The 17,679-nt window shown below is 48.8% G+C and carries 24 protein-coding genes; 22 read left to right on the top strand and 2 right to left on the bottom strand.

The genetic code is table 11. From position 1 onward, the window contains the following. The first annotated feature begins 13 nt into the window (after window positions 1–13). From GLV97_RS17330 to GLV97_RS17240, 19 genes are all read left to right on the top strand, one after another. Window positions 14–715, top strand: coding sequence for a peptidase E (locus GLV97_RS17330; RefSeq protein WP_160890208.1), 702 nt, complete (start codon window positions 14–16; stop codon window positions 713–715). A 98-nt stretch (window positions 716–813) separates the two neighbouring features. Next, the gene (locus GLV97_RS17325) at window positions 814–1,137 is read left to right on the top strand and encodes an ArsR/SmtB family transcription factor (protein ID WP_160890207.1); all 324 of its coding nucleotides are present in this window, start codon (window positions 814–816) and stop codon (window positions 1,135–1,137) included. A gap of 87 nt (window positions 1,138–1,224) precedes the next feature. Beyond that, a complete protein-coding gene (locus tag GLV97_RS17320) occupies window positions 1,225–2,106 on the top strand; it encodes a permease (RefSeq protein WP_160890206.1) in 882 nt (293 codons plus the stop codon). Window positions 2,107–2,120: 14 nt separating this feature from the next. Continuing rightward, complete coding sequence (locus GLV97_RS17315) at window positions 2,121–2,270, top strand: hypothetical protein (protein ID WP_160842097.1); 150 nt, start codon at window positions 2,121–2,123, stop codon at window positions 2,268–2,270. Window positions 2,271–2,340: 70 nt separating this feature from the next. Beyond that, window positions 2,341–2,550 carry a hypothetical protein gene (locus GLV97_RS17310; protein ID WP_160835254.1) on the top strand — a complete coding sequence of 70 codons (210 nt, stop codon included), beginning with the start codon at window positions 2,341–2,343 and terminating at the stop codon, window positions 2,548–2,550. Window positions 2,551–2,992: 442 nt separating this feature from the next. Then, window positions 2,993–3,538, top strand: coding sequence for a GNAT family N-acetyltransferase (locus tag GLV97_RS17305; RefSeq protein ID WP_160842096.1), 546 nt, complete (start codon window positions 2,993–2,995; stop codon window positions 3,536–3,538). Between the two features lie 199 nt (window positions 3,539–3,737). Continuing rightward, window positions 3,738–4,175 (top strand): hypothetical protein, encoded by a 438-nt coding sequence (locus GLV97_RS17300; RefSeq protein ID WP_160835257.1) that lies wholly within the window; start codon window positions 3,738–3,740, stop codon window positions 4,173–4,175. Between the two features lie 25 nt (window positions 4,176–4,200). After that, window positions 4,201–4,668, top strand: coding sequence for a YjdJ family protein (locus GLV97_RS17295; RefSeq protein ID WP_160835258.1), 468 nt, complete (start codon window positions 4,201–4,203; stop codon window positions 4,666–4,668). Window positions 4,669–4,684: 16 nt separating this feature from the next. Further along, the gene (locus GLV97_RS17290) at window positions 4,685–4,843 is read left to right on the top strand and encodes a hypothetical protein (RefSeq protein ID WP_160890205.1); all 159 of its coding nucleotides are present in this window, start codon (window positions 4,685–4,687) and stop codon (window positions 4,841–4,843) included. A gap of 47 nt (window positions 4,844–4,890) precedes the next feature. Beyond that, window positions 4,891–5,073: a hypothetical protein gene (locus GLV97_RS17285; RefSeq protein ID WP_160890204.1), complete on the top strand. Its 183-nt coding sequence runs from the start codon at window positions 4,891–4,893 to the stop codon at window positions 5,071–5,073. 395 nt (window positions 5,074–5,468) lie between these two features. Further along, window positions 5,469–7,583 (top strand): glycosyltransferase family 39 protein, encoded by a 2,115-nt coding sequence (locus GLV97_RS17280; RefSeq protein ID WP_202410673.1) that lies wholly within the window; start codon window positions 5,469–5,471, stop codon window positions 7,581–7,583. Between the two features lies 1 nt (window position 7,584). Then, entirely contained in the window at window positions 7,585–8,553 is a 969-nt protein-coding gene (locus tag GLV97_RS17275; protein WP_160835261.1) for a glycosyltransferase family 2 protein, read from the top strand. Continuing rightward, entirely contained in the window at window positions 8,531–8,920 is a 390-nt protein-coding gene (locus tag GLV97_RS17270; protein WP_160890203.1) for a GtrA family protein, read from the top strand. Before GLV97_RS17275 ends, GLV97_RS17270 begins: the two co-directional genes overlap by 23 nt. Before the next feature lie 16 nt (window positions 8,921–8,936). Then, complete coding sequence (gene galU, locus GLV97_RS17265; protein ID WP_160890202.1) at window positions 8,937–9,824, top strand: UTP--glucose-1-phosphate uridylyltransferase GalU; 888 nt, start codon at window positions 8,937–8,939, stop codon at window positions 9,822–9,824. A 370-nt stretch (window positions 9,825–10,194) separates the two neighbouring features. Next, on the top strand, window positions 10,195–11,475 hold the full coding sequence (locus tag GLV97_RS17260) for a polysaccharide deacetylase family protein (protein WP_160890201.1): 1,281 nt from the start codon (window positions 10,195–10,197) through the stop codon (window positions 11,473–11,475). A gap of 13 nt (window positions 11,476–11,488) precedes the next feature. Then, a complete protein-coding gene (locus tag GLV97_RS17255; RefSeq protein WP_160890200.1) occupies window positions 11,489–12,121 on the top strand; it encodes a hypothetical protein in 633 nt (210 codons plus the stop codon). A gap of 248 nt (window positions 12,122–12,369) precedes the next feature. Continuing rightward, entirely contained in the window at window positions 12,370–12,849 is a 480-nt protein-coding gene (locus tag GLV97_RS17250) for a hypothetical protein (protein WP_160890199.1), read from the top strand. A 44-nt stretch (window positions 12,850–12,893) separates the two neighbouring features. Next, window positions 12,894–13,031, top strand: coding sequence for a hypothetical protein (locus GLV97_RS17245; protein WP_160890198.1), 138 nt, complete (start codon window positions 12,894–12,896; stop codon window positions 13,029–13,031). A gap of 21 nt (window positions 13,032–13,052) precedes the next feature. Next, entirely contained in the window at window positions 13,053–13,238 is a 186-nt protein-coding gene (locus GLV97_RS17240) for a DUF6366 family protein (RefSeq protein ID WP_160890197.1), read from the top strand. A gap of 75 nt (window positions 13,239–13,313) precedes the next feature. Here the strand turns inward: GLV97_RS17240 and GLV97_RS17235 are convergent, their stop codons facing one another. Together GLV97_RS17235 and GLV97_RS17230 are read right to left on the bottom strand one after the other, a co-directional pair. Further along, complete coding sequence (locus tag GLV97_RS17235; protein WP_160890196.1) at window positions 13,314–14,045, bottom strand: alpha/beta hydrolase; 732 nt, start codon at window positions 14,043–14,045, stop codon at window positions 13,314–13,316. A gap of 619 nt (window positions 14,046–14,664) precedes the next feature. After that, the gene (locus tag GLV97_RS17230) at window positions 14,665–16,287 is read right to left on the bottom strand and encodes a cell wall-binding repeat-containing protein (protein ID WP_160890195.1); all 1,623 of its coding nucleotides are present in this window, start codon (window positions 16,285–16,287) and stop codon (window positions 14,665–14,667) included. A 176-nt stretch (window positions 16,288–16,463) separates the two neighbouring features. Here GLV97_RS17230 and GLV97_RS19860 point away from each other — a divergent pair, with 176 nt between their 5' ends. From GLV97_RS19860 to GLV97_RS17220, 3 genes are all read left to right on the top strand, one after another. Continuing rightward, window positions 16,464–16,634, top strand: a complete 171-nt coding sequence (locus GLV97_RS19860; RefSeq protein ID WP_202409559.1) for a hypothetical protein — start codon at window positions 16,464–16,466, stop codon at window positions 16,632–16,634. A 78-nt stretch (window positions 16,635–16,712) separates the two neighbouring features. Further along, window positions 16,713–17,156 (top strand): hypothetical protein, encoded by a 444-nt coding sequence (locus tag GLV97_RS17225; RefSeq protein WP_160890194.1) that lies wholly within the window; start codon window positions 16,713–16,715, stop codon window positions 17,154–17,156. A gap of 181 nt (window positions 17,157–17,337) precedes the next feature. Beyond that, on the top strand, window positions 17,338–17,637 hold the full coding sequence (locus GLV97_RS17220; RefSeq protein ID WP_160835273.1) for a TIGR04104 family putative zinc finger protein: 300 nt from the start codon (window positions 17,338–17,340) through the stop codon (window positions 17,635–17,637). Window positions 17,638–17,679 lie beyond the last annotated feature (42 nt).

Here is a 17,679-nt window from a genome sequence, read left to right as displayed (position 1 = left end):
AGGAGTGCTGCTTATGAAACAGATCATCGCTGTAGGTGGAGGAGGCTTTTCGATGGATCCTGAAAATCCACTGTTGGATACGTACCTGCTGGAGCAGTCTTCGAAAACAAAGCCCCACATCTGTTTTATCCCGACCGCCAGCGGAGATTCCGGCAGTTATATGGCCAGATTTTACAACTTTTTCGAAAACTATGCCTGTCAGCCTTCCCACCTTTCTTTATTTCACCCACCAACAAGAGATCTCAACAGTTTTCTACTGGAAAAAGACATCCTTTTTGTCGGCGGTGGAAATACGAGGAATATGCTGGCCTTATGGAAAGAGTGGGAGGTGGATGTGATTCTGAAAAAAGCGTGGGATCAGGGCGTCATCCTTGCAGGGGTCAGTGCCGGATCGATCTGCTGGTTTGAGGAAGGCATCACGGATTCTTTCGGCGGGGAACTGGAACCGCTGCAAGGGCTCGGCTTTCTCCCCGGAAGCCACTGTCCTCATTACGATGGAGAACCGAAAAGAAGGCCCGCTTATAAGAAATTAATGGCCGAAGGGAAAATAAAGCCCGGACTGGCCGTTGATGACCACGCGGCTGCCCATTATATTGATCACCATCTGCACAGAGTGGTGAGTTCCAAGCCGAATGCGCGGGCTTACCGGCTTTATCACAACCGGGGTATAGAGGAAGAAGAGCTGGAGACGCTTTACTTAGGAAGGGATGAATGAACATATATCAAAAAAAGTTGATGCTTTCAATTGACATCCTTCCTGAGGGATGAATATAATGCGGTTAGATCAAAAATATTTGATGTAGAGGTGAGACAATGAGAACGGTCGATCAACATGCAGGAACCGGGAAGGAACTTTCCTTTGAAGGGTACGAAAAGAAATTCAAGGCACTCGCAGATCAGCTTCGTCTTAAAATCATGTATGAACTGAATCAGAAGGGACAGCTGTGTGTCTGTGATCTGACAGAGCTTGTCGGACTCCCGCAGTCCAAACTGTCCTACCATTTGAAAATCCTTCACGATGCCGGTTTTATTCAGAGGGAAAAGAAGGGGACCTGGAACTATTACCAGTTGAATGACCCGGAAGTCAAAGCAATCTTGTCGCCTGAACTCTGCTGCATCTTTTACCCTGGTCAGTAAACAAGGTGAATCTATATATTATCCATCAAAAAAATTTGATCTATTATGATCATTACATCAAAAAAAGTTGATGCAGGGAGGGATCTTATGAATGCTTTTCTCGAGTTTATGAAAACATTCCTCATTTTGTTTGCGGAGTTGACCGCATTGTTCATTCTCATCAGTTTTCTCGTCAGTCTTCTGCAGCAGAAGGTGACAGAGGAGCGGATTAAACGGGTGTTGGAACGACCGAATAAGTGGAGCGGCTATTTGTATGGAACGGTGCTCGGGGCACTGACGCCATTCTGTTCGTGTTCGACGATTCCGATTCTGGCAGGACTGCTTTCTTCTAAAGCACCTTTTGGTCCTTCGATGTCCTTCTTAGTAGCGTCCCCCCTTTTGAATCCCGTCATCGTCCTTCTGCTGTGGACGCTGCTCGGTTGGGAATTGACATTGTACTATGTTCTGATCGTCGGTGCTTTTTCCATCCTGATTGGAATGGTATGGGACCTGCTCGGGCTTGAAAAGTTCGTGAAAAATGTAAGGGTCCGGAAAGGGAGCGGGGATGCACAGAAGGATGAGCCGAAATGGAAGGTGGCCCTGCGGGACGCCTGGGGCTTCTTTTACCCTGTCCTGCCGTTCCTTCTACTTGGGGTATTCATCGGAGCGTTCATCCATGACTTCATTCCACAGGAGATGATCGCCAGGTTTGCAGGTGGAGATCAACCATGGACGATCCCGGTGGCTTCCGTCATTGGTATCCCCATGTACATCCGAGCGGAAGCGATTCTGCCCATTGCCGATGCACTGGTGGGTAAGGGCATGGGGATCGGTGCCATCATCGCATTGGTCATCGGTGGTGCGGGCGCCAGTATTCCCGAGGTGGTTCTGTTGAATAAATTGTTCAAGCCGAAGCTCGTCACTGCTTTTGTTGTCTCCATCCTCGTGGTGGCGGTATCCACAGGGTTTATTGTGCAGACGGTACTTTAAAGGAGGTGAAATCCATGGCTGAGAAAAAGAAAGGCCTTCGCGGGTTGTTTTCCAAGTCGGATAAAAACTGCTGTCATGTAGACATTGAAGAGGTGGAGGAAAAAGAAACAAAGGAAAACGATAGCGAAGAGGTACACGAGGAAAACCGTCAGGAAAACGCATAGAGTCTTCCGGGGGAGTCTTCAAGGAAGGCTCTCCTGCTTCTGTAATGAAGAATAGAGGAGGGAATGACGTATGCTGCATCAATCGGGCGCATTGACCAAGGAATATTTTAAGTCTTATATAAAGCTCGTGTTAAACAGTGGAGACCTCTCTATCGAACAAGCGCAGGAAATCGTCCTGCAGCGATTGTTCGGCGGTGACAGGTCTGCGCTGGGAGGAGAATCATTGAAAAATTTCCAGACAGCCTGTGAAGAAATAAAGCAGATAAAGCCTTCTTTATAAAAAAGAAGGCAGCTTGTAGAGAAACCCCTGTTTCTTTACAAGCTTTTTTCTTTCTTACCGCCGGGAGCGAAAGCCCCTTCCCTTTCCGCGGACGAGCGCCCGAGCTTCCTCGCAAAACCCACGCCCGGCGATCTCGGACCACTCGTTCTTCCACAGGGACCGGCACGAGGAGCGTTCGGCGGTGACGCCTGCGGGAACAGCACGGGCCGAAGATCCACTTGGTCAGATGGTTTATTGACCAAGTCAGCTGAGGCCGTGCCCGCGGCAGGCATCCGCCGATAAGCGGAACGTGCCCTCTCAACAAGACAGGCGGACAACTCTAATTGGATAGGAAGAACTTTTTCTACGGACTGCCTTCTTTATGAAAAAGAAGGTTTTTTTAATGATTGAGTTCAGGGGAATCTTTTGAAATAATTGGAATCGTAGAAGAGGAGGAAAACATATGTTTACGATGCATGTGGATGATGACGTAGAGCTGTCCATCCTGGAACCAAAACACGCGGATGCCTTGTTTGAGCTGGTGGACAGAAACAGGAGTCATCTCGGGATGTGGCTTTCCTTCCCGAACAAAACGAAGGAAGCGGGTGATTCTGCTGCCTTTATAAGCAGGTCCCTGACAAGGATGGCCGACGGAGGAGGTTTCTGGGCCGGCATCCTGTATAAAGGGGAACTGGCCGGTTCCACTGGATTTCTATACATAGATCAGGAAACGGGAAGAACGGAAATCGGCTACTGGCTTGGAGCTGCCTTTACGGGCAGGGGTCTTGTAACGAAAGCGGTCCGGAAGATGGTCGATTACGCATTTTTTGAGCTTGGTTTAAGAAAAGTGGACATTCAGACGGCGGTAGGAAATGGGAAAAGCAGGGCGGTTCCCGAACGGCTCGGATTCACGAAGGAAGGAGTCCTGCGTGAGTATGAATATTTGAACGGAAGCCATCATGACAGAATCGTTTATGGTTTGCTGAAAGAGGAGTGGGGGAAATTTTGACGAACGATTATAAGCTGAAAAAGATTCTCCGGATGGTCGTATTAGGAATTTGGCTAATGGTCATAACAGCCGGCATTTATCAAATCATTCATCCACATTCATCTTCTCCTTTTCTGTTTCTTTTACCACTTCAAATGGCAGCCTTAGCTGTTTATTGGAGCGTCCAAAGAAAGCAGGAAAGGTTCGGAGGTGATCAGTCATGAGCTATTCCATCAATCCGAAGAGAATCAGAGATACGGTCACACTTCTCTTTCCCCTTCTGTGGTTACTCCTTTCCAGCGCATTTGGTGCAACGATTCAACTGTTCCTGGTGATTCTATTATTCTTGGCGATGGGGAGTTTATTTCGATTTCAAATTGATATTCAGGATCAGCGATTGATTTATACCGTTACTTATCTGAAGAAGCGGGTTTTAAAGAAAGAACTGATACCTGAGCATATCCAAACGCTTAAATTCTTCCGGACCGGCTGGAAAAAGAAAGCGGCTGCCATTCAAACCTATAAAGGCTTGAACATCCCGTTAGTGGTGATGACAGAGCCGGAGGGGTATGACGAATTACTGGCTTTTGGCAGGAGAAATCAAATCGATGTAGAAAAAACAAAGGACTACATGCTTTTGGAACGGATGGATTCCTAAAAGGAAATGAAAGAGGAGGAGTTCTATGTATCGATCCTTTGTCGTATGTGTTCTTCTTTCCGTTGTTTTCATTTTTTCTGCCCTTGTTTCCTGGTATGAAGGAAGTGCGCTTCTGGATAAATCATGGGAATGGGCTCATTCCGCCCCTTTTTCCCAAATGATTAACGGGGAGGTCATGGGAGAGGAGCAGATTGTCCAGCTGGATTACTTTGTGTATGCCGCTAAGTTCAGGCCGCTGTTTCCGATGCTGATGTTCAGCAGCTTCATTTTACTGGTGTTGGCTGTGGGCTCGATCTTGACGAAAGGCCGGTGGAAAGGGTCGATGGTTTTGCTGGCTTTATTGGGAGTGGGACTGTTTGCTTTCAGTTTTCTCAGCTATGCTTCCTCCACGCTTGGGGGGCAGGTCTTTTTTTACTTCGGGATTGCTGCCGGGATGTTTGCGGTGGGGAGTGCGCTTTTGATGTATGTCCGGTTCGGCCGGAGAACGGTATAACAAAGGAGGATATTCGTTGGGACATCCTATCACAGCGGCGATCTATTTTTCTTTTTCCGTGCTGCTGTTTGTCATTATAGAAATGGCGCAGAGCTTTCCGGGAATGTCATTCCGGTATGATTCCAGCGCTGTGCCCTGGCTTCTTTTTGTGACAGGGCTGTTTTATTTAGGATAGAAGAAGATGAAAGAAGAGTAGAGGTTATGTTTAGGAGGTCGCAACGTATGAAAACCTATGTGATTTTGTTTGTGCTTTTATTAATCACACATACCATGATCCTTGTGAACATTACAATGTTTGATGGTCAATGGAACGGCATGGTTCTGTTTTTCTCCAGCATTCTTTTTCTTATTGGAGCTGTAAGGTTTGGATCAGAATATAGAGGCAGGAAAAAGATTAATACGTGATTCAAGTAAAGACCCGCCATATCCAAGGCCACTGAAAAACTGAGGATAGATGGAAGGTAAAGTTCAAAAAAGCGGATGGCATGGAATATTTTATCCATGCCATCCGCTTTTTTCTATTCTCAGGAGGCTTACCTTTTCTATTCCTTCTTTCGTTTCACATTCGCTGTGAAAATCGCAGCAGCGCCTTATATGCGCACAACTCCGAGACCCGAAGATGAGGCAGGCTCGTATCGGTGTCTTTATGTATTCTTTTCGTTGTACAAGAAAATCACTCTTGATGATGAGGGGGAAAATCATTTTCAGCTTTCTTTCAGCTTCTATTCATTTGGAAATCAGCTTCATCGTTCATACTGGGTTTTGTAAATAAACCGCCATAATCTATAGGAGTGATCATGATGTTGAAAAGATGGAAGGGAAAGAAGCTGGACCCGTGGCTTTTAGGTTCTGTCATTCTCGTTTCTTTCCTTAACTTCTTCCTGATTTGGGAAGATGAATACGCAAATAATTACTACACGACTGCTGTCGGCAGTATGATGGAAAGTTTTCATAATTTCTTCTACGCGTCGCTGGATTCTGCCGGCTCTGTAACCGTGGATAAGCCGCCGGTCACCTTCTGGATTCAGACGATCAGCGCAGAAATCTTTGGCCTTTCCGGTTGGAGTGTCATCCTTCCACAGGCGCTGGCAGGCGTTGGGTCTGTCCTGCTTGTATATTTTCTCGTCAAGCCGAACTTCGGAGCCCTTGCTGCAAGGATAGCTTCACTGGCCATGGCTGTGACTCCGATCGCTGTAGCGGTCAGTCGGACGAACAACATTGACAGTATGCTGGTATTCACACTGCTGGCGGGGACATGGTTCCTGTTCAAAGGGGTGAGAGAGCAGAAACTATGGAGCATTGTGGCTGCTTTTGCTTTGATCGGCATCGGTTTCAATATGAAAATGCTGCAGGCGTACATGGTGGTCCCGGCCTTTGTTTTATTCGTATGGGTTGCCATGAAGGCAGGGTGGAAGAAAAAGCTGACAACGCTCGCCGCTTCTCTGTTCGTTCTCCTTTCTATTTCTCTTTCCTGGGCCCTTGTTGTTGACTTGACGCCGGCGGATGAACGGCCGTATATCGGAAGCAGTTCAACCAACTCGGTATTGGAGCTGGCTTTTGGATACAATGGCATGTCACGACTTCTCGGTCAGGATACTGGGGGGGATGGCAGTGGAACGGACCAGGGCGCACTGCCGGCACAGGACGCTTCTGATGCTCAACCTTCCGGACTGACAGATGCTGCGCCGGGAAGTCAAGACACGCCATCCTCAGGCACGCAGGAACCTCCACAGGTGGGGACTTCAGGTCAGCCCGCCGGTGCTGCACAGGGTGGAGGCGGAGGCGGAATGTTCGATTTAGGCGATCCGGGTGTCTTACGACTTCTACAGGATAGCCTGGCGGACCAGGCAAGCTGGCTGCTGCCTTTTGCATTATTCGCGGCTGCCGGGTTGTTAGCCGGGGCTCGATGGAAATCACGTACAGAGAAGCATAATGAGACGATTTTCTGGCTCGCATGGCTTCTTCCGGTCGCAGGATTCTTCAGTGTTGCAGGCTTTTTCCACCATTACTACTTGATTATGCTTGCTCCGCCTCTCGCTGCATTGTTTGGTGCAGGAAGTGTGGAGCTGCTCACCTTGTATAAAGGGGAGGGGTGGAAGTCATGGCTTCTTCCGGCGGCTGTTTTTACCACAGCTGCCACTCAATGGTGGATTCTTCAGCCTTATGAAGAAAAAATCGGTTCGTTCTGGTCCATCCTTATTCTCGGGCTGGGCATTGTTGTAACGGCCGGGCTCGTCCTTATGAAAAAAAATTCACAGCCCATAAAGCAGACAGTAGCTGTCGCGGGTACATTGATCCTCCTGATCGTTCCGACATTCTGGTCTTTGACACCGATTGTGTACGGTGGGAATAGTGCGCTTCCTGAAGCAGGGCCATCCACAGAGATGAGTATGCCGCAGGGGAACGCGCCTCAGGGACAAGGGGATGATGACCGGAGGGTTTCAGCACAAGGTCTTCCAGACGACATGCCGTTGGAAGATGGCCCGGGCAGCGGTACGGCCGCTGAAGGCGGTGATGGTCAAGGAGGAGGAGCCGGACCAGTCACCCAGGACCTTGATGAAAAGACTCTGGAGTATTTACGCGAAAACAATACAGGGGAAACCTACTTGTTTGGAACGGTACAATACAGTACAGCAACTCCGTACATCGTCGATGAAAAAGAGTCCGTAATGATTATGGGCGGCTTTTCTGGTAGTGACCCGGTCTATTCTGTAGAGGAACTGGAAGCAGCCGTTGCAGAGGGGGACGTAAGTTACTTTCTGCTCTCTGAATCTCAAAGAGGAGGCTCCAATGAGGAAGTGACCACATGGATTCAGGAAAACGGGACCGCTGTACCAGAGGAAGAATGGCAGAGCACATCCACAGATGGTTTCACGCAGTTATATAAAGTCACATTAGAAAATGGAGGCGAATAAAATGGGCAGCTATATCATGTATTCCATCATTATCCCGATGTATAACGAAGAAGAAGTCATTGGCATGACGTATGAACGTCTGAAAAAAGTGATGAATGATTTAGATGAGCCGTATGAATTGATATTCGTAAATGACGGAAGCAGGGATGGCACGCTGCCCATGGTTAAAGAGTACAGCGAATGGGATCCCTCTGTGATAGTGCTTGACCTGTCCCGCAACTTCGGTCACCAGGTGGCTATTACAGCCGGAATGGACCAGGCAAGAGGAGAGGCGGTCGTCGTTATCGACGCCGACCTCCAGGATCCCCCTGAGCGGATCAAGGATATGGTGGAAAAGTGGAAGGAAGGCTATGACGTGGTTTACGCAAAGCGGGCAGAGAGAAAAGGAGAAACCTTCTTCAAAAAGGTGACCGCTTCAATGTATTACCGGCTGCTCCGGTCCCTGACGGATGTGGATATTCCGCTTGATACCGGTGACTTCCGCTTAATTGACAGGAAAGTCTGTGACCAGATGAACCAGCTGCAGGAGAAAAACCGGTTCGTCCGCGGGCTTGTCAGCTGGGTCGGTTTCAAGCAGACAGCGGTGGAATACGACCGTGATGAACGGGAATACGGGGAGTCGAAATACCCGCTCGGAAAAATGATCAAGCTCTCCCTGGACGGCATTACCTCCTTTTCCTATAAGCCGCTCAAACTTTCAAGCTACGGCGGAGCGATGGTTTCTATGATTGGATTTCTCTATATGATCTATGTCATCTATCAGCGGTTGTTCACAGACGCTGCGGTGCCTGGTTGGTCGTCCGTCATCGTTATCCAGCTGTTTTTCTTCGGATTCGTTCTGTTAATGCTCGGCATCATCGGCGAGTATATCGGGCGCATCTATGACGAGTCGAAAGGACGGCCTTCCTATATCGTTCAGGAAACGTATGGACGGTCGGTGAAAGACCATGCGGCTGTCCGTTCGAAGTAATCCTTGGCAGTTTTTAAAATTCAGCGCTGTCGGCGGCTTGAATACGGTGGTGGATTTCACCGTTTTCTTCCTGCTTTCCTCAGCAGGCCTGCCTTACATGGCGGCCCAGCTTCTATCCTACAGCTGCGGAGTCGGGAACAGCTATGTATGGAACAGCCGCTTTACTTTTAAAGCAGAAGGTGGAATGAAAGCATTCGTCAAGTTCATTGGAGTTAACCTTTTTACGCTTATCATAACGACGGCGCTTTTGATAGGATCCGTCGAAACAGCCGGCCTGCCCGTCCTCCCAGCGAAAGCAGCCGCAACGCTTGGCGGATTATTCATCAATTACGGCCTGAGCCGCTGGTGGGTATTTTCATCACATTAAAAAGGAGAGAGTCATTATGACCATAAAAAAAGCTGTCATCCCGGTGGCAGGATTAGGAACGCGTTTTTTACCGGCTACCAAAGCCCTGCCAAAGGAAATGCTTCCGATCGTTGATAAACCGGCGGTCCAGTACATTGTCGAGGAAGCGGTTCAAGCCGGCATTGAAGAAATCCTGTTTGTCACATCCAGAAACAAAGAGGCCATCCTCAATCATTTCGACCGCTCGATTGAACTGGAACAGCATCTGGATGAGAAAGGGAAGTGGTCTGAACTAAGAGAAGTCCAGTCGCTTGCCTCTCTGGCCACTTTCCAGGCAGTGAGACAGACGACACCGCTCGGCCTCGGTCATGCGATTCTCTGTGCGGAGAGTTTTGTAGGAGATGAACCGTTTGCTGTTCTGCTCGGTGATGACTTGATGATGTCTGAAAAGCCGGCGATCGCACAGATGATGGCTGTGTATGAAGAAACGCGGCAATCCGTTATCGGTGTCCAGAATGTGAGGCGTGAGCATGTCCATAAATACGGTATTATCCAATACGCTGCCAAGGACAAGAAACGATACGAGGTATCCGACCTTATCGAGAAACCTCAGCCCCATCAAGCTCCGTCTACACTTGGAATCATGGGCCGTTATGTTCTGACGCCTTCCATCTTCCAGGATCTCCGCAGCATTGAAAAAGGAGAGGGGGGAGAATATCAGCTGACTGATGCCATCAAGAGCCTTCTGCAGCGGGAAAGCGTAGCGGCCTTTCCACTCCTGGGAGATCGTTACGATATCGGTTATAAATTTGGGTATATGCGCGCGCTCATTGAAATGGGAATGAAACATGAGGATATGCAGGAAGAATACATCCAGCTGTTGGAAGATGTCCTGGAGGCGCAGAAAAATAGGGTTTTATCTTGAAAACAGCACCGCAGAGGCGGTGCTGTTTTTTTTAGGGGGAATTTTGATTTCCCTTTCAAAAAAACGTGGTTGTGAACAAGGTCTGAGCTGTCCATCATGAAGCCCTCGATGCCGGCAATGGAACTACAGGACTGAACTTGAAGCAGACTTCTCGTGAAATACTGACGGATTTTTTTCGAATCTCTGGACAAACAGGTGCTGGTGTCTGTATTGGACGGCGGCTTGAATGATACAGTCCTGGGAACCGGCGTGAGGCACTGGTCAGAGGCAGATTCGCCCTTGCATCTTTTCTATCAAAAAAGAACATTGAGAAATATGTATAAATTTGGAATAATAGATAGGAAGATTATTAGAAAAGGATGAAGGGGAAATGATAAAGAAAAAACCACTGATCAAGCGGATTAAATGGCCCGGCTGGGTCGTTCTTCTGTTGATTGCCGGTCTAATAGGAACAGGAATGGTGAAATGGCTTACGCCTGTATCTGGTAAAAGCAGCAGTGCCCCCTACCTTTATTTTCAGGAGGAGACGGAGGAGGCGGACACCTACACGCTCTCCATCAGCACGGCCTCTATGGACGAGAAGGAACAGAACGAGACTGTCCAGGCGTGGACCCGCCAGGAAAAAGAAGACTTTCTGGCACAGGTGGAGAAGCATAAGGAAAAGCTCGGAAACGGACGCCGCGCCCATTTAACCATTGAGGTTGATGCTCAAAGGGGGCGCGGGGATACATACAGTTTTATTTTCCGCTCCCACACAAGAATAAAAGACGGGCACGCCGACTCAAACGTGCGGGTTTTTACACTGAATCAGGAAAATCAACTCGTGAAGCTCACGAAAATGCTGGATAACCCGGAAGCCGTCAAAGGGATCCAGAACAATGTAAAGAAACAGCTGAAAAAGGAAAACGCTGAGGAAGAAGCGCTTAAAGCTGTGATAAACCGGCCGGATGATTGGAACTGGACCATACAAGATAAGGATCTGACCGCTTATTTCAACCCGGAAGACCTCGGGATGGACAAGGGAGGTTTTGTGCAAGTCGATGTATCTCTGGAACGGGTGCTTTCCTATACAGACTCCGGAGAAAAAGTGGTCGCCCTCACCTTTGATGATGGCCCCAATCGGAAAGTGACACCGGAAGTTCTGGATATTTTAAAGCAGCACAACGCTACAGCCACATTTTTTATGATGGGGGAACAAGTGGATAAATATCCCGACCTTGCCAAAAGGGTGGCTGAGGAGGGGCATGAGATCGGTAACCATACCGATCAGCACAAGGATTTAACGAAGATTGGGATGCCGGCCGTCAAGAATGAAATGCAGGCGTCCCGTAAGAAAATTTCAGACGTCACGGGGCAGCAGCCGTCGGTTTTCCGTCCCCCGTACGGTGCTGTGAATGATACCGTGGAGGAAGCCGCCCGGCACTTCGGGTCATCGGTCGTCTTATGGTCCGTGGATTCCCACGACTGGAAAACCAGAGATCCGGAGGCGGTGAACAAAGTGATCGAGGAAGAAGTCGTTCCTGGATCGATTGTGCTGCTTCATGATGTGCATAAGGAAACAGCCGAAGCTTTGCCGACGCTGCTGGACTATTTGGAGAAGGAAGGCTATCAGTTCGTGACGGTGTCCGAGCTGCTTTCTGTCCATGGATGAGAAGGAGAAAGATATGAAAAAAATTGTGATATTTATGATGCTTGGTCTAATGCTCGCTGCCTGCTCGAATGAAGAAGCAGAACCTGAACAGAAGGAAGCACCGAAGGATACGCTGGCAGTTAAGCCGGCAAAGTTGTCGGAGCGTGAAGAAACAATCATTTCCCATCTGGGCAGCGGATTCGAACGTTTTTTCACTATAGAGGGGAAAATACCTGAAGGAGAGGGCTTAAAGACTACGATTTATGTGATCGAAGATGGAAGCGAACCGGAAGAACGGTTTTCATCATTCACCGGAGAAGCAGGGGAGGAAATCTATAAAAAAGACCTCTTCAGCTTTCACTTCGGTGAAATGGAAGAACAAACGTCTGTGAGCGTCGCAACGAGGGGGATCCGGGCAGGAGGAACGATTCAGCTTCCGGACTCATTAACCGGGTATTCATTTACTGGAATCGAGCAGGCCTTCAACATGGAAAAAGGGGTTTCCTATTACCCTGCTTATATGATTGCCGGTAAAGAGAATATGCTGAGGGTGCCGGGAATCGAAGATGCCCGGCAGATGCCGGAGGCTGTAAAAGAGGCGGATTATGCGATCGTATTTCAATTGGAATGGACCGATGATGAAACGTATGAGCCGTCCGGGACGTAAGGATTCATGGGGGGAGAGTTACAGGAAAAGGATGACCAGGCCCACGATCAGTGAAAGGATGGATATGGAGAGCAGGGCGTTTTTCTTTGGACGGTCGAGTTTGTGAAAAATCCGGAAGAACATAGGTTCACCTCCATAAGTCATTCACACTTTGTTATACATACGCTTACTAATAAGGTTATGTTTCGAAAACGACAAGGTAAGGAAAAATATAGCAGATGCTTACTTCTTGGGAGGGAATTTGCTGTATGCAGACGAATGAGGATGCGAAGGTAGAAAGCGTCGATATCGAGCGTGTGCGACAGGCGAAGAAGCGCCAGTTTTTATTCTCCAATCTTTTGACGGTTGGGCTGCTTGGTTTCTATGCGGTTTGTGTGTTCAATCAATGGCCGACGGCGTATTTCTTAAACCTTGGTACAGTTGTTTTAATAGGCATAGCCATGTACAAGCTTTTCTCGTTATGGAGAGGAGAAGCTTGGGGGTCCAAAGATATAAGAGTCATCGAGGCTTTTGAAAAGGAGCAGATGGGAAGGGAGAAGTGGCGCAGGAATAGAAGGATAGAAATTTCCACACTTATTGCTTTCCCTGTCATCGCCCTTGGATTTTTAGGACTTACTAATTTTGGGCGTAAACCTGCGGATCTCTTTTCCCTCTTTCTCCCTATGGGACTGGTATGGGTATTAATAAACGCTCGAGAAATCGGCAACATCAAAAAGCTGTCCAAGTAAAGTCTTCGGGTTTAGTATTTTATCGCTTATAAGGAGTTCTTGTCATGATGAAATGGAAAGTCACCACATACGCTTTGACAGGCGGGCTTGTGGGAATGTTTATTGATGGAATCATGCTCGGTGTTTCTGCCGGCTGTCTGGTTTACATCGGCATGGTAGTCGAGAAGCACTTCGATTCATGAACAAAGGGGAGCGGATCATTTATGACCAAATCCGATAAAGCTTATGATAGGGAGAGGATGAGGCAGAAGGATTTAAAAAGAAACAGCCCCGGCCGGGAACACGGAGGCGGGCTGATGGATTTAGCCGGCGGTCTCGGCTGGAAGGGAACGGCGCTGATTCTTGTCCTTTTAGTCCTGGCCTTCCTTCTTTATTCGATTTTTCGCTGACAAACAGAGAACTGCTTTCAACAGGGAAGGCCGCCGGGATGTTCGGCGGCCTTTTCATTTTTCTCAGGGCTTTTCCTACAGCCCATGCCCCTTGTTCCAGGATGCTTCAAGCCATGTCGTGAGCTCTTCGACAATAATGTCCTGCTGTTCTTGAACTGGAATATCCGCTGGATGGTCCCCCTTCTGTTTCCCGTACCAGCCGAATTGGGCGTGGTTGCCACCCTTGATTTCATAGAGGACAGCAGTATTTGAAAGAAGATATTTCTTTTCCTCAATGTCTGAGAGCGTAGTCAGTCCATCCTTTTCTCCATAGATGGACAGCACCGGGAAATCGGTGTCTGAAAAGTCATCTTGATCAGACGGATAGGAAGCCAGGAAAAATAAGCCGCTCAGCTGTTTTTGATTTTCGCCGGCATAAGCGGCAGCGGCCACACCGCCGAGAGAGTGACCGCCGATGAACCACTCATCAAGCGGATAACGTTCCAATATGTCATCCGCTTTCTGTGCTTCAAGGATCGGGAAATTGAACCTCATGGACGGAATAGCCGTCAGGTATCCTTGTTCCTGCAGATGGTTTCCGATATAGCTGTAGGCTTCAGGTTCGACTTTCGCTCCAGGATATAGCACGACACCGGCCTTCGTCTCCCCATCCGGTTCAAAGATCAACCAGTCTCCCTGCCGATCCGGAATGTCGGATAGTTGGTCCGAGGCTTCGTAAGTCTGCTCCGCCCATATATAGAAAGCACCAAAAGCAAGCAGAGCAAGGGTGAACATACCCGCAAGGATATACAGCAGCCATTTTTTCATAGGCTTTCTCCTTTTCTTCATCTGTTGTTATTCTATTCTACTAAAGACTATACAAAAAAGCCGCTTTGACGGCTGAGGGGCCTTATTTTGTGTGTTTTCTATAATAAAAGGAAGACCTGTCCCAGACAGGTCTTCCTTTCAGCTTGCAGAGAAAACCCTGTTTCCTTACAAGCTTTTTCTTACCGCCAGGAGCGAAAATCCCTTCCCTTTCCGCGGACGAGCGCCCGAGCTTCCTCGCAAAACCCACGCTCGGCGATCCCGGACCACTCGTTCTTCCGCAGGAGTGGAAGGGACACCGCTCCCTGGGGAATTTTTTTCATATTCCAGCAGGCAGCCGTCATCAGCGCCTGTGCTTTCCCTTTTTCTTTTCCACACAATCGGCAATCATGCCGCCTATGCTGTTCTTTTGAATCGGCGAACCTGCGTAGTGCATAATCTCTCTCCTATCTATTCTAACGTCGGAACGAGAAGCGGTCGGTGGTGGTGCCTGCAGGTGTGCCCACGGATTTCATCCACCAACAAGCAGAATGTGCCCCCTTACACGACAAATGGACAACTCTAACTGGTTAATACAGGCTTTTTCTAAAGCTGAGGAAGACCTGTCTGAGACAGGTCTTTATTATTCATGTGCTGCTTCCATATGCTTTTCTGCTGCGGAGGGGCCGACCGCCCCTGTGCCGCCTAGAATGGTGAAGTGACGGATACCGAACTTCTCGGCTGCTTCTGCAATCGAAGCATCAAGGTGATCGGGAGGAACAAGCAGGAATGTGCTTTTTTCCTTCGCAGCAAGAATCGATCCTGTCAAAGCGTCGGCGAAATCTGAACCAGTGGCGATATATGCCCGGTCGGACGGATTCAACTCCTTAGCGATCAGGGCTGAGGTTTGATAACGATCCGACCCTCCATAGCGGACGGTTGATGGGAGGGCGCGGAGCACCTCCTTAGAGACAACGCTTGTTCCACCTGCCACGATCGTAGAATCCACATCCTCGAGAGCTGCTGCTGTAACACCTGGGAGGCGGGTCGGCTTTGTAAGTAAAATCGGATAGCCTTTTCCGGCAGCGTAGGAGGCGATGGACAGAGCATCAGGGAAGTCCATGCCATTGGCCAGAACCGCCTGTTCAGGTTCGCCGTTTAATACAGCAGCGATATTTGCTGCCGTGACAAACCGGTCTTTCCCGCCAATCCGCTGGACGGTAAGGCCGAGCCCCTTCAACTGATTTTCAACGAAAGGGGAGACGGCTTCTGTCCCGCCGAGAACGACCGCTTTTTCAGCTCCGAGTCGTTGGATCTCCTTCTTGACCTCAGCCGGCAGGCGTTCTTTCGTCAAAAGAATGGGCGCATCCATGTGGTAGGCAAGTGGAGAACCTGCCAGGGCATCAGGAAAATGATCTCCTCTGGCAAGGACGATGGTGTTGGATGCGTCCCAGCCTTGTTTAGAGATTTCAACGGCTGTTTCGTACCGGTCGGCTCCAGCAATCCTGTCTGCCGACACAGGGACATAAGGTTTGACCGCCTTCCAAAACTCCTCGGATATCCGTTCATACCCTTGTTCACCGGGGTGGACGTTTTTCGGATTCGGCAGATAGGTATCATAATCCTCAGCTACAGCGTCAAATGTTGCGACATAGTCACTTCCTGACGCAGACGCCACGCTCTGGATGGTCTCATTCAATGCTTCCATTAACTGAATGAACAGCTTCTGGTCTTCTTCTGGGTAGGCAGGAAACGAATTGTAGTAGCCCATAAGAAAGATCTTCGCATCCGGGTTGGCGGCTTGAATCTGCCGGACGATTTGGCCATAATTGTCTCCCACCTCCTGCAGGATTGATTGAACGACTTCCGGGTTTTTAAGCTCGTCCGGGTTTTTACTGAATACCTGTAAAAAATCGTTGGCGCCGATACTGATCGTAATCAAATCGGCTTCAGCAGCTGACTGCAGGGCTTCCTCGTTCGTCTGCATTTGACTGAGCAGCCCTTCTGAGGTGAGGCCGGGAACAGCGTAGGCCTTCGTGAACGTTTCCAGCCCGTCGACGTTCTCTAAATCGTCGGCTAGAAAGTCTGCATAACTGAGTCCCGCAGAACCGTCCGATTGGATGCCGTAGGCCAGGGAGTCACCGAGGGCTGTGTACGCCCACTTCCCGTCCTCCGTACCGGCCGCTGCATAAGAAGGGAGGATCAGCAGGGAAACAAGGAGAAGGATGCTCGATAGCCGCCTCCGCCTGTTTATGAATCTATTCAATCGTTTTTCCTCCTTTTTCTATGTTCTTTATGTAAAGAACGTATGTGGTATATATTTGCGCTTTTTTCCCATATACCTGCAAATCCTCGAAAAGAAAACCTGTTTTTATATTTTTATAGAATGGAATATATTGGGTGTTATATGGTAAGGTAAACGTAATGGAAGGAGGGAGGCCGATGATACCAGCACTCCTGATTATCATCATTTCAGTGGCCATTGATTACTTCTGGCTGGATGTGGACAGAAAAAGGTGGGGATGGATGAAATCATGGAGCCGCTCCAAGAAAGCGTTGTTCATCTCCGGGTTCCTGCTCGTTTCCATCCTTATCTATACTGGTATGGGCTGACCTCGGAAAATGGGATAACCGTCAGCTTTGGAGGGACGGTGTGAAAAGATTGATGTTGGAATAAAAGGGGAGGATCCAATGACTTCTGTTCCTATCCGGTGGATGCTTGTGTTCGTCCTTAGTTTATTGATGACGCTGGGCATCTATTATACGATGAATTTCAGTTATTTGGATTATAGTGTAACCGACAAAGATCAGCTCGTTATCCATGAAGGATGGAAAGAACCCGGGCCGATCATGAATTCAAACGTTTCCGGTGAAGAGGATGGTTTAAGTAAGCTGGGCACACATATGGAAGCCTTTAACCAATGGGTGCTCGCGGCAGCGGTTCTCCTCCCGGTTTTCATATCAACATACGCCGTATTGACGAGTAGGAAAGCCCTCGGCAGACATCCCAGGAAAAAGGGGCTGTTGTGGGTAACCATTGTTGTCCATACGGCTGCCTGTGTGTTTTTTCTCATCCAGTGGATCCGATACGCGGACCTGATCAACAGGACTGTACATAACGTCATGTTCGGATAACCGCTCTGAAAACAGGGCTGAAGGGTAAAGAAAGCATCCCAACTATCGGCCGAACCCTTTCATAAGCTGGAAGCTCTCTATCCATAGCACCGATTTTCCTCGTAATGGGAAGGTCCTGGAAAGGCCATAGAGAGGCCCGGTGCCATGATCGTTTAGAAAAGATAAGAAGGGGGCGTGAATGATGCCTGTATGCAGAAATTGTGGAAATGAATGGCCCTGGAAAGATACACAGAGGCTTTCCATACGCAGGGACCGAGGAGCGGTATGCCAGTTCTGTGGCGAGAAACAGTTCCAATCCCGGAAAAGCATGCGCAAAGTTTCGCTTTTTCATCTGCTGCCATCATTGGTTCTGCCGTTTGCCCTTGTGATGGATGTCTCGATTGTTTCCGGGCTGGCGCTGCTTTTTACAGCGGAAGCCGTCTTTTTATCCGCTTTTCCATGGATGGTGGAACTGACGAATCAAGAAGAACCGATTTGGTAATGGAAACGTCTGTTGGGACACCCGGCAGACGTTTCTTTTTCC

It is taken from the genome of Halobacillus litoralis (genome assembly GCF_009856355.1).
In the GTDB taxonomy this organism is placed as follows: Bacteria; Bacillota; Bacilli; order Bacillales; family Halobacillaceae; genus Halobacillus; species Halobacillus litoralis_B.
The sequence above is the reverse complement of the archived record's forward strand: the minus strand, read 5'-3'. Positions and strand labels throughout refer to the sequence as shown.

Coding starts and splice junctions, on each gene's coding strand:
- GLV97_RS17330 (WP_160890208.1), top strand. CDS start 14: ATGAAACAGATCATCGCTGTAGGTGGAGGAGGCTTTTCGATGGATCCT.
- GLV97_RS17325 (WP_160890207.1), top strand. CDS start 814: ATGAGAACGGTCGATCAACATGCAGGAACCGGGAAGGAACTTTCCTTT.
- GLV97_RS17320 (WP_160890206.1), top strand. CDS start 1,225: ATGAATGCTTTTCTCGAGTTTATGAAAACATTCCTCATTTTGTTTGCG.
- GLV97_RS17315 (WP_160842097.1), top strand. CDS start 2,121: ATGGCTGAGAAAAAGAAAGGCCTTCGCGGGTTGTTTTCCAAGTCGGAT.
- GLV97_RS17310 (WP_160835254.1), top strand. CDS start 2,341: ATGCTGCATCAATCGGGCGCATTGACCAAGGAATATTTTAAGTCTTAT.
- GLV97_RS17305 (WP_160842096.1), top strand. CDS start 2,993: ATGTTTACGATGCATGTGGATGATGACGTAGAGCTGTCCATCCTGGAA.
- GLV97_RS17300 (WP_160835257.1), top strand. CDS start 3,738: ATGAGCTATTCCATCAATCCGAAGAGAATCAGAGATACGGTCACACTT.
- GLV97_RS17295 (WP_160835258.1), top strand. CDS start 4,201: ATGTATCGATCCTTTGTCGTATGTGTTCTTCTTTCCGTTGTTTTCATT.
- GLV97_RS17285 (WP_160890204.1), top strand. CDS start 4,891: ATGAAAACCTATGTGATTTTGTTTGTGCTTTTATTAATCACACATACC.
- GLV97_RS17280 (WP_202410673.1), top strand. CDS start 5,469: ATGTTGAAAAGATGGAAGGGAAAGAAGCTGGACCCGTGGCTTTTAGGT.
- GLV97_RS17275 (WP_160835261.1), top strand. CDS start 7,585: ATGGGCAGCTATATCATGTATTCCATCATTATCCCGATGTATAACGAA.
- GLV97_RS17270 (WP_160890203.1), top strand. CDS start 8,531: ATGCGGCTGTCCGTTCGAAGTAATCCTTGGCAGTTTTTAAAATTCAGC.
- galU (WP_160890202.1), top strand. CDS start 8,937: ATGACCATAAAAAAAGCTGTCATCCCGGTGGCAGGATTAGGAACGCGT.
- GLV97_RS17260 (WP_160890201.1), top strand. CDS start 10,195: ATGATAAAGAAAAAACCACTGATCAAGCGGATTAAATGGCCCGGCTGG.
- GLV97_RS17255 (WP_160890200.1), top strand. CDS start 11,489: ATGAAAAAAATTGTGATATTTATGATGCTTGGTCTAATGCTCGCTGCC.
- GLV97_RS17250 (WP_160890199.1), top strand. CDS start 12,370: ATGCAGACGAATGAGGATGCGAAGGTAGAAAGCGTCGATATCGAGCGT.
- GLV97_RS17245 (WP_160890198.1), top strand. CDS start 12,894: ATGATGAAATGGAAAGTCACCACATACGCTTTGACAGGCGGGCTTGTG.
- GLV97_RS17240 (WP_160890197.1), top strand. CDS start 13,053: ATGACCAAATCCGATAAAGCTTATGATAGGGAGAGGATGAGGCAGAAG.
- GLV97_RS17235 (WP_160890196.1), bottom strand. CDS start 14,045: ATGAAAAAATGGCTGCTGTATATCCTTGCGGGTATGTTCACCCTTGCT.
- GLV97_RS19860 (WP_202409559.1), top strand. CDS start 16,464: ATGATACCAGCACTCCTGATTATCATCATTTCAGTGGCCATTGATTAC.
- GLV97_RS17225 (WP_160890194.1), top strand. CDS start 16,713: ATGACTTCTGTTCCTATCCGGTGGATGCTTGTGTTCGTCCTTAGTTTA.
- GLV97_RS17220 (WP_160835273.1), top strand. CDS start 17,338: ATGCCTGTATGCAGAAATTGTGGAAATGAATGGCCCTGGAAAGATACA.